We start from the raw sequence: 10,589 nt of genomic DNA, 5'->3' as shown, positions 1-10,589 counted from the left end.
AGCTAAAAAATGGACGATGCCGATAAGAAATTGGAAATCGGCCTTGAATCGATTTATGATCGAATTCGAAGACCGATTAAAAGATGTTATTTAAAACTGGCAGTTACACAAAATGTGTTACAGGGTCGTATCTGTCAAAATTAAAAAAGGCTGTAACAGTTACTCTCTATGGATCTCTTTCGTTACATGGTTATCTTGAGTTTGTAAAAGTAGCTCTAACTCGACATTAAGTAAGGCTTGATAACATCTAAGTTTTCTAAAATCACTCGGTGTCTTACTCCCTCATAGTTACCTTTATAAGGGATGTGCATAAGTATTAGGTAATACTGAGCAAGTGCAGCCCTAATTGTTACCACTTCGCACATGTCAGTCATACCCCATTCTCGTGCGATTAATTGTTGCTGCTCATCACTGTATTCAGGGTTAGGAATAATTTTTAAGTCAATAAAAGTATTCCACGCTTTATCTTCGGGCGTATCAATATTGGTAGCGATAGTTTCTACTTCACCAATAAATCTGCCTAATACAAAGTCTTTATAGATCCTGTCTTTTTCACAAAAGGCTCTTAAGTGCCAGCGATACCCACTAGAGACGAAAGTGTGCGGAATGATATTGCGTTCTTCGCCTAATGGGTTTTTCATGGAGGCGTAAGTCACATCAATTCTTTCTCTATTTCGACAAGCCTTTATCAGTGACCGAACTATTCGAGGGTCAACAATTCTGTTTGGCGGGGATAGTATTTCAATAGGGGTATCCACTTGCTCTATGGTCGTAATATAAGATGCAGCATCCTTATTAACTGATAGAAACTTCAAATATTCACCAATATCTCCCCGTGTAAACTTGGGGCTAAACGACTCGGTAGGAAGGTAGCCTCTCGTTTTCGTACAGTAGTACAGATTTTCTGGGCATTGCTTCCTGTAAAAAGCAATATCTCTAGAGCCTTGCTGCCTTTTAATGCCAAAGCCTTGTGTCAAACTGACAGTAGTTAGTCGTCCCTCCCACATCGTGACCATTTCTATTAAACGCAAACGCAGGTACATATCCCACTTTATTTCGTCGTTACTATCTCTTTTTACATTCATAGGTCTGCCTGAAAAATATACATGTATATGTATACAAATATTGCATGTATTAAAAATATACACATAATTAAATGAATGTTCAAACAAGAAGGTGACGTTATGTATACAAATCATGCATATGCTCGCATGCAACAGCGAGGCATTCAGCCAGTTGAGATTGAAGCAGTTCTTGACTTTGGACAATGTGAATTCCATCAAGGTTGCGAGATATTCAGTGTTAGAAAGTCCGCTGCAAAGAAGCTATTAAAGCTCGGCAAATTGCCTCATCAACTGTTGGCTAAAATGCATCGCATTTATGTAGTCACCAAAGGGGATTTGATTATTACCGTTGGACATCGATATAAGCGCCTAAAAAAGGAACGAAAATGAATATTTTTGAAATGTGGTTACTGGGCTATTTATCTATAGCGCTTGCTAAATTCGTTCTGTTGCTGCCATGTACGATTGAACACGCAATATTTATGCGCTCATTAGAAGAGATACAGTCAAATGTTTGGTTAGTAACTATTTTAATGGTATTTGCTTATGTTATTACAAGCCTTCAATGGCCTCGTGTTTTATACACCGAAAAGTTGAGCTTTTTCACCTATCAGCCATTTGATGAAAACGAAAAACAAGAAATATTAGCGCAGCTTAAAGAACGAAATCGTTTGTAAGGAGACACCATGAGTAACTCAACCTATCAATTTTTAGAAGATATAGGTCGCATTCAGTTATCGGAAAACTTCTTTTTAAGAGAGTTTTTGTATTCGGAAGTGGCGATTAGTCATGGGATTGTAAACAAACCCGAAAATCTGAGTATGGCAATTGAAGCCGGGCAATCACTTTGCCAAAAGGTGCTTGAGCCGATTCAGGAAAGCTTTGGCAGAATTCATATTCGCTCCGGTTTTCGCTCTTCCACGGTAAATGAAATTGGCAACATTAACAAACTTAACTGCGCATCTAATCAATTAAACTGTGGTGCCCACATCTGGGATAGAGCGGATAGTGATGGATATATTGGTGCGACGGCATGCATCGTTATACCTAAACTCTTGCCGTATTTGAATGAATCGGATGATTGGCCATCGCTAGCTTGGTGGCTTCATGAGCATATTAAGGAATACGCAGATATTTGCTTTTTTCAGCATAATTTTGCTTTCAATATTCGCTGGTCAAGTAACCCAGCGTTTAACAAAAGAATTCGGACTTATGCGAGAAACCCAGATACGGGTTGCAAAAAGCATTTGTATAACAATGGCGTGGTGCATAGCGAATATGCAAATAAAACCGCCGAACAGCGTTATGAAAAACTTTTAGATAGATATTAATACTGAGCATTCCACCACTTAGAATATTAGAAGGATTTATTATGAACGACATCATTTGCCCTAATTGCCATACTGCTTTTACTATTGATGAAGCGGGATATGCTGATATTGTTAAACAAGTTCGAGATAAAACATTCGAACAACAAATTCAGGAAAGATTAAAGCTAGCGGAAAAAGAAAAAGAGAGCGCATTAGAGCTTGCCAAAAGTGAAGCTAAGAGTTTGGTTCAACAGGCAGAAGCTGCAAAGGATATGTTGATTAAAGACTTGCAGGCAAAACTAGACGCTGTTGATACAAAGCAGGCATTGGCTGTCAAAGAAGCGTTATCAAATGTGGAGAAGGAAAGGGATGAACTCAAGCATCAACTAGATAAAGTAAGCAAAGATAATGAGACCTCTTTGCAACTCGTTGAGACCCGCTTAGAAAAAGCTGCTCAAGAAAGTGCAGCGAAGAAGGATGCTGAAATCCAAGCCTTAAAGGCGCAAATTGATTCAAAGGATGTTGCGCAAAAGTTGGCAGTTGCCGAAGCAGTTGGAACTGTCGAAAAACAAAGGGATGAGCTTAAAAATAGCCTAGATAAAGCTCAACTTGAGAAAGAGTTATCTGAAAAGGCATTGGCTGATAAGTACCAAACTATGCTCAAAGATAGAGATGATGCAATTGAGCGTTTGAAAGATATGAAAGCACGTCTTTCGACGAAAATGGTTGGCGAAACCTTAGAGCAACATTGTGAAATTGAATTTAACAAGTTACGTCCGACAGCCTTTCCTAATGCCTATTTTGAAAAAGATAATGATGCACGTTCAGGTAGTAAAGGTGATTACATCTTTATCGATAAGGATGCAAATGATACTGAAATTGTCTCAATTATGTTTGAGATGAAAAATGAAAATGACACCACAGCGACTAAAAAGAAAAATGAAGATTTTTTCAAAGAGCTAGATAAAGATCGCAATGAGAAAGGTTGTGAATATGCGGTACTGGTGTCACTGTTAGAGTCAGACAACGAATTTTATAACACTGGAATTGTGGGTGTATCACATCGCTACCCTAAAATGTATGTGATAAGACCGCAGTTTTTTATCCCGTTAATATCGTTGTTGCGTAATGCATCATTAAAATCGCTGGAATATAAAACAGAACTAGCACTAGTTAAGTCGCAAAATATTGATATTACGAACTTTGAAGAAGACTTAGACAAGTTTAAATCAGCATTTGCTAAAAACTATGACTTAGCATCTCGAAAGTTCAAAACAGCGATAGATGAAATTGATAAATCGATAGATCATTTGCAAAAAACCAAGGATGCGTTGTTAGGTACTGATAGAAATCTGCGTTTGGCTAATGATAAAGCACAAGATGTGACAATTAAAAAGCTTACTAGAAATAATTCTACGATGGCGAATAAATTTAGAGAACTAAACCAATAAATTACACTGATCGTTAGTGTTTGGGCTTAATTATGAAACGGAATTTTTCAAGAGGAAGACGAAATGACCGAAATTTACGATCCACTTAAGCAAACTACTTTTTATGCTACTAACGTGTACCCAAGCGGTAATAAAGAAGCAAGAGCAATGACAATTGCCGCATTTAGGGTTGCGCAAAACAATTCAGAGGTAGATGGCCGAGAGATGAACCGAGAGTTACTTTATTTCTTACTCGCGTCTAGTCATACAGCGATCGATTACTGGCGTAAAAATAATAGGTTACACGTAGGCGATAAAACTATTCGACTTGAAAAAGATGGAATTGATGAGTGCTTCAAAAGCCTTTCTGGGCTAACTAGAGGATATAATGTTTCTGAAAGTGATGTTACAGATTGGGTCTATAGAATGCTCAAAGGAGATCATGTAGCAACAGAATGTTATTTTCTTAATAAAAAACTGAATGCTAATAAAGAACCTGAAAGCAATTTGATCGAGAATCCTATTGATGACAATGTGTATCAGCAGATAAAAAGCCGCAGAGGTCAGTCTAAATTTAGGCAGAATCTATTGGTAGCTTTTAATGAAAAGTGCTGTATTTCTAAAAACGAAGTTTTAGCTGTATTGGAGGCTGCGCATATTATTCCGCATACCCAAGAAACCAACTATTCGATTAGTAACGGATTATTGCTAAGGGCAGACATTCATACTCTTTACGACTTGAACCTGATTGGCATTGATAAAAATGGCACTGTTCATATTTCACACTCGTTAAAAGCTAGTGAATATTCTCAGTATGATGGCACCTCTATTGGACATGAATTGCCGCAAGTAATGTCAGACAATCTTAAGCAACGATATGAATTGTTTAATAGATGAGCGAGCTAAAATGTACTCGTTAGGTGTAATAAAGCGTTCAAGGATTAATAATGTACGACAGTAGAATTTTTAAGTATCTACACAATATTGAACAATCAAAAGCAATCAATTACTCGAAATTTCTCGCTTTGCTGCCAGAGCAATTACGAGAGGAAGTTAAAGAAAAAGCGACTATTAACTTTCTGAGCAAAGGCTCTGTTGTTGTAACCATTTCTTGTGAACATTTATTAGAGAAACTTCGTTCACTGACGGTTAAACCAGAGAATCGCATTGATGCAACGTTGCTAGGTGACTCTCATAAAGTAAATACATCGACTAGCTACTTGTTAGCGTACCATCAGTCTTCCGTTGATATTCACCCCGATACGATTATTAGTAGTTATGACGAAACACACCTTAGATTTCAACCTAAAAAACGTCTGGTTATTATTGAAAATTCCGAGTTGTTTTTCGCAAGAGAAACACTATTTGCTCAGATGAACAAAGCGTTTTCTCTTTCCTTATCATTTGACAATACAGATTTGGTTTTAGGTGCCGGAAATCAAATATCCAACAAGCATAACTATACATTTATCAATCAGTATGACTCGATTTTATGCTTCTTTGATTACGATTTTGGTGGTTTGAAAATATATAAGGCGATGCGAAATATGGTAGGGAGCAAGGCTAAATTCTTGGAGCCTAGCTCAGATAATTTAAATGAATTTTTCATAAAGAAACCGAAGACCCAAGAACAGTACACAAAGGCGTTAGAAACTGCCAACAGTCTTGGTTTAAGCAAGCTATACAGTTTGTTTAAGTCTAAAAAATCATTCATGGAACAAGAAGCTTTGTTGGCTTTATAAGAAGGAATCAAAACATTGTCACATCAATTTAATTTTGTATTAAAGAAACTGGTACTAGTTGATTCGGCTGGTTTTTGTTATTCAGAGATAGAGTTAGATAAACACACAATTTTACTTGGCGAAGGTAATGTCGGTAAATCTAGCCTTCTTAATTGCATTCGTTTGTTTCTATTGCCAGAAGTCAACTTCAATAGAGCAAAAGATAAATTTAACTTCAAAAGTTCAAATGGCTATGAATATGATAAAAACGAGTCATTTGGGCATTATTTCCCTAGCAAGTACTCGCATTTAATTATCGAAGTAGAGAAAGTTATCGCAGGCAAACGATACACCCACTGTCAGATTCTAAATAGAGGTAAGAACCTTTCATTTGAACGTATTTTTACTGCTTTGCCATACCAAGAAATTCAGCATCTATTCTGGCAAGTAGAGAAAGAGGACGAACATAACATCGGCTCTAGAGTAGAAAAGCTATCGACTCAAGATGTGTTTACTAAAATTAAGGCCAAAGATAAGCACTGTATTTCAGTCAGAGACCCTCAAAAATTGAAGGATTTGATGTATGCGCGAGACATACTATCTGAAACTGAAATGCGCTATAGCCTTTTTCCACTCAATGATGCATCTGACGAAAACGTAGAGTCGTTGAGAGCGTTAATTTTAATGCTTTTCGATATGGAAACATCAAATGAGGGTGTTGCTAAAGCGGTTGCTAACATCGTTGAGTCAGAGAAAAAAGAGACGAGCGATGCGCTTAACTTTGATATTCAGTCATTTTTAGCAGCACATGACTCCCTTAAGCAGGAAGATCAAAAGTTAACTGATATTGAAAATAAGACTAAAGAGTTCGAGGCCCTAAAATCTAACTTTGCCAAATATAGTGAACTGTCTGAAATTGAGAGTCGTTTTGTTGATTTTTATTTATGTCTGAGCAGTAACTTAAAACAGGTAAGTGAATCAGTAACTACATCAGCAAATAAAATTAAGGACCTTCAACAACAATTATCTCCTATTACTGAACAAGTTAAGACAATTAGTCAAAGTTTGTTTACTGCTAATGCAAATATTAAAACTGCTGAGCAAAGTATCTCTAAAACTCAAAAAGACATTGATAAGGGAGAGTCTGAACTAAGTCGTTATGCAAACATGTCACAACAGGAAGTACTAGAGCTTCTTGATGAGGAAATGAAGGATACTCAAGATAAAATTCAATCACTTAAAGATGTAAATGCGAGACGTGTAAGAATCAAAAAGCTTGAAGCTCAAGTCGCTCAAAATAAAATTACACAACAAAATATTGAATTAGAGATTAAAAATTCTGAATTTGCGATTCAAAAGCAATTGCCCAACGATACGTTGGAGCTACTTAATTCCATTAATCAGCGATTGGTATTAGCAAATCCGGGTAAGGAGTTGGAAAAGCATGAAATAGATGCAATTGAAAACTTTAGAGGCTTATTTAATGACCAAGGGTATTTATATAACTTTTGGGGACAGGAGTTTAAAAAATCCAACACAAGGATGACTCGTGACTTGCAGCGAGAATTAGACAATGTTGTCTCAGAAATAAATGCAGATCTTTCTGAAAAATCGGCACTTGAAAGGCAAGATTCGGAAAACCCTTTAATTGTTGAGAAGAAGCTTCAGGAACTAGATAGAGAGTTAAAGGCTATAGCGCGTGAAAAAACAGCTATATCTGAATTAAATCATAATGTTAGTGCTTTAAAGGTCTATAATAAGCAACTTAGTGATAACCAAGCTGTGATTACTGAGTTTACTCCCCAAATTGAAAGCCTATTGAAGCGACAAGCTGAATTATCAGAGCAAATCGAATTTGAACAGCAACAGAAAGCAGCTTTCAGTAACGAGCAAACAGAGCTATTTACGCTTCAAGGAAGCGCTAATGGCACTAAGCAAGCCTACCCAAAAATTCAAAAGCAGCTAGATAAGCAAGATACATTCAACAATCCTGTTACTGTGACACCAGAGTATTTGTCTCTGCTCCAAAATGACTTGCAACAGGTCGATCATTTGCGAGCACAGATACTTGAAGGACTGAGAGAATTCGCGAGGGATAAATTTATAGATTTAGATAACGACCTCTTCAGTCCAAGCCCTATGCCTAGCACCATTTATCAAGCATATACCAACGTAAAACAAATATATGATGAGCTTGCAGGTCAATGGCAGTTACTTAAGTCTAAAACACGCTCTCATAATGAAAGTGTCAGTAATTATGTTGATATTTTAGAAAAGAACTTTGAGCATATTAGCCGCTTTGAGAATCAACTTAACCGCTCGTTTGAAGGTATTTCGGTTAATGACTTAACTCAAATTGAAGTCTCTATCCATGTAGACCCGCGTTTTAAAAATCTCATTTCTGAAATTCAAAAGAGCTATAACGAGTTTAGTGAACAAGCTCTTTCTGAGCAGTTCTATCTGAGGCTTCAGGCATTTAGCAATGCGTTTTTCAAAGATGGTGAGCGTAACAAGCTAGTAATGTCTGATGTAATTAAAAAAGTCAGCTATAGAGTTAAGAAAGATGGTCACGACAGTTGGCAAACGAAACAGCAATCAACGTCTACCACTGCACTGATTAACCTGAAACTTGTACGAATCCTACTCGCAAAATTACGTGCTGATAGTTGTATGGTGAAGCTTCCAGTGATAATGGATGAGGCGGCAAATATCAATGTGAATCAATATGAGTGGCTTTTACGAGATATCAAAGACAGTGGCTTTTATCTCTTCACTGCTGGAACTCATAGTTCTGGTGCAGAATTGGTTCACATGATCGGAAATCATTATGATGTTGATGCTTTAAAAACAGCAAAGCCATACACAACTGAGAGGGCGAGAGTCGTTTGGGATGGTCCACAGTCATTTTACGATGAGGACAGCTTTGAATCATTTGTAGAAGATGATCAGATTGAGCTTTTGGAAGGTGTAAATGAAACAATTTAGCGCCATTCAAACGCTTAAAATAATGTTAGAGCGACCTAACATTATGTTTAATCTCATTAAAAAAATGGACGCACAAAATGAGCGTTTCATTAGTGAAGGAGCCGTAGCTTTTGAGGTGTTAGAAAGTATAAAGCACCTAGATAAGCTAGAGCAGCAACGTTTCAAAATTGCTTATGCAACGGACAATTTAGCAAAGTCACATATTGTTGCTGATCAAGATCAGGTTGATAACGTTAGCCGCTTAATGTTTCAAGAATCCGTTGTCTCTATTTTTAGGCTTTGTGAAACATCTCTATATCAAGAACTAACAGATGCAAAATTAAAAGCTGAACTAGCTTCTTTTTGGCATATTCAAAAGAAACTTCTTTCTGGTGACTGTAGTTTCAACTCAATGGATTATGACTATACAGAGCTGGTAGATGAGTTGTTTCACAAGCTCGGTAGTTTACTAGATTTGCTCAAGCGCAACTTGGTTAGAATGCAGAGTATTAATAGTGATTTGGAAAAACTATCGTTTGAGGTGAGCAAAGACGGTACTGACTTTGTTGAGTACAGACAAAAAGTGCTAGATGACGTAACGCATCTATATGAAAGACATATTCTTCCCACTCAGCGATTTGTTAATCCTGACGTAAAGTTAGTGGATGGAGACAACCTGCTAGCGACAATCAACTCTATAAAGTTGCTATTTGATGCTCATGGAAAACATGAGCTTTCTGACCAAGTATTTCGCTATGGACTGAGTTTTACCAACATCATCAACCCACTAAAAGACGTTTCAAATAAGATAAATGGTTTTATTCGCAAGACCCAGAAGAGTTTAACTCAATTTAACGCGATGGAATGGCATTTTGAACGCTTTAAGAAAAAGTATGAAGAAACTCTGGATGGTCGTGTAAATCGCACAAAAATAGATAACTCTTTCGCTGATGACGTTCCTTTCATGAAAAATGTGAAACGAATTCCGAGACCCAAAGGGTTAAAAATTGAAAACAACAGTTCTTATTTTTACAACATATTCAAAGACCTTGAGTATCGAATTCAAGACCAATTACTGCTATCAAACGAAGATATTGAAGCAGAAGGCCAAGCTTTGGTCTCTTTCACCTCGAAAGATCGCTTAAAAAGAGCAAAGGCAATATATGACTTGATAGAAAAGCTCTCATTAAGAGAATCAAAGGACGTAATTGCTACCCTACATTACCGCCTTCAAAGTTTATTACCAGAATATCACTTTGTTGATCTTATAAATGCTGTTGTCCATTTCATGAAAAAGACGCTTGATGGAAAACGTCTGATTAAGACAAACAACAAGGCGTTCATTCAACAAGAAAATAAATATTATGTATATAGGATTGTCATCTTGCAGGAGTCTAACTAATGGAAAGTGAAGTTATTTACAGCTTTGAAGAAATTCCCTACACCAAAAGTGCTGAAATTTACCGATTATTCTCTCAAGGTCGAGTGCTCAATAAGCAGCGTTATGACGATGTTCACGGTTGCTTAGTAGATGATGACTTGTTCACACTGGTATTCAACAAAATTAGGCACTTTTCGCTTTTCTTTAAACATATGGGGTATGACCTAAAGTTTGATGAGGAAGGGGACTTTTACTTCACACAAGACCTTCGTGATGCTAACAACGATGAATCAGATGACAATGCCATGAAGATTCAATCTATCTTGCTTTTTATTGGACGGTACTATTCAACTGTGGGCGATTTAGCACAGTTGCAAGATCCTATGTTTGGGCTTAAAGAATCAGATATTGATGCATTAAAGCAAGACGATTTGCTAACAAGTTCACTAAAGGCTCTAAGGGTAGACAATTGGGACAAAGCACTTGAATACCTAACAACTAGAAGCCTTATATTCAAAGTATCTCAGGATAAATATGTGCTAAGCAAAGCCGCAATGACATTCTTGAATAGGCTGATAGAGGCTCATTCAGCATTTATTAACATTCAAGACTAATTATTCATATGAAAACTAAGTGTTTAAGTTTGTTGGCTATTAAACACTAATTAGCTCACGATGATTTTTAAACTTAACACACTTTAAATTTGGACAGAACCTTAG

At 36.8% G+C, this 10,589-nt stretch carries 10 protein-coding genes; 9 read left to right on the top strand and 1 reads right to left on the bottom strand.

The genetic code is table 11. The features are described 5' to 3' along the window. Positions 1-215: 215 nt before the first annotated feature. On the bottom strand, positions 216-815 hold the full coding sequence (locus B6K83_RS18300; protein ID WP_158088325.1) for a WYL domain-containing protein: 600 nt from the start codon (positions 813-815) through the stop codon (positions 216-218). Between the two features lie 369 nt (positions 816-1,184). Between B6K83_RS18300 and B6K83_RS06485 the strand changes: the two genes are divergently transcribed. The 9 genes from B6K83_RS06485 to B6K83_RS06445 all read left to right on the top strand — a co-directional run bounded on the left by B6K83_RS06485 (position 1,185) and on the right by B6K83_RS06445 (position 10,484). After that, a complete protein-coding gene (locus B6K83_RS06485) occupies positions 1,185-1,454 on the top strand; it encodes a DUF4258 domain-containing protein (RefSeq protein ID WP_158088324.1) in 270 nt (89 codons plus the stop codon). Further along, positions 1,451-1,741 carry a hypothetical protein gene (locus B6K83_RS06480; RefSeq protein ID WP_085284134.1) on the top strand — a complete coding sequence of 97 codons (291 nt, stop codon included), beginning with the start codon at positions 1,451-1,453 and terminating at the stop codon, positions 1,739-1,741. The genes B6K83_RS06485 and B6K83_RS06480 overlap by 4 nt, the downstream gene beginning before the upstream one ends. A 9-nt stretch (positions 1,742-1,750) precedes the next feature. Beyond that, entirely contained in the window at positions 1,751-2,395 is a 645-nt protein-coding gene (locus B6K83_RS06475; protein ID WP_085284133.1) for a hypothetical protein, read from the top strand. Positions 2,396-2,436: 41 nt separating this feature from the next. Beyond that, complete coding sequence (locus tag B6K83_RS06470) at positions 2,437-3,825, top strand: DUF2130 domain-containing protein (protein ID WP_085284132.1); 1,389 nt, start codon at positions 2,437-2,439, stop codon at positions 3,823-3,825. A 63-nt stretch (positions 3,826-3,888) separates the two neighbouring features. Further along, the gene (locus tag B6K83_RS06465) at positions 3,889-4,701 is read left to right on the top strand and encodes an HNH endonuclease (RefSeq protein WP_085284131.1); all 813 of its coding nucleotides are present in this window, start codon (positions 3,889-3,891) and stop codon (positions 4,699-4,701) included. 50 nt (positions 4,702-4,751) lie between these two features. Beyond that, positions 4,752-5,546 carry a DUF7281 domain-containing protein gene (locus B6K83_RS06460; protein ID WP_085284130.1) on the top strand — a complete coding sequence of 265 codons (795 nt, stop codon included), beginning with the start codon at positions 4,752-4,754 and terminating at the stop codon, positions 5,544-5,546. A 15-nt stretch (positions 5,547-5,561) separates the two neighbouring features. Beyond that, positions 5,562-8,510, top strand: coding sequence for a hypothetical protein (locus tag B6K83_RS06455; protein WP_085284129.1), 2,949 nt, complete (start codon positions 5,562-5,564; stop codon positions 8,508-8,510). Continuing rightward, a complete protein-coding gene (locus B6K83_RS06450) occupies positions 8,497-9,891 on the top strand; it encodes a hypothetical protein (protein ID WP_085284128.1) in 1,395 nt (464 codons plus the stop codon). The genes B6K83_RS06455 and B6K83_RS06450 overlap by 14 nt, the downstream gene beginning before the upstream one ends. Then, positions 9,891-10,484, top strand: coding sequence for a condensin complex protein MksE (locus B6K83_RS06445; protein ID WP_085284127.1), 594 nt, complete (start codon positions 9,891-9,893; stop codon positions 10,482-10,484). Before B6K83_RS06450 ends, B6K83_RS06445 begins: the two co-directional genes overlap by 1 nt. Positions 10,485-10,589: the final 105 nt, after the last annotated feature.

The sequence above is a fragment of the Colwellia chukchiensis genome (genome assembly GCF_002104455.1).
Lineage (GTDB): Bacteria > Pseudomonadota > Gammaproteobacteria > Enterobacterales > Alteromonadaceae > Cognaticolwellia > Cognaticolwellia chukchiensis.
Note: the sequence above shows the minus strand (reverse complement) of the source record. Positions and strands in the feature narration are given on the sequence as shown.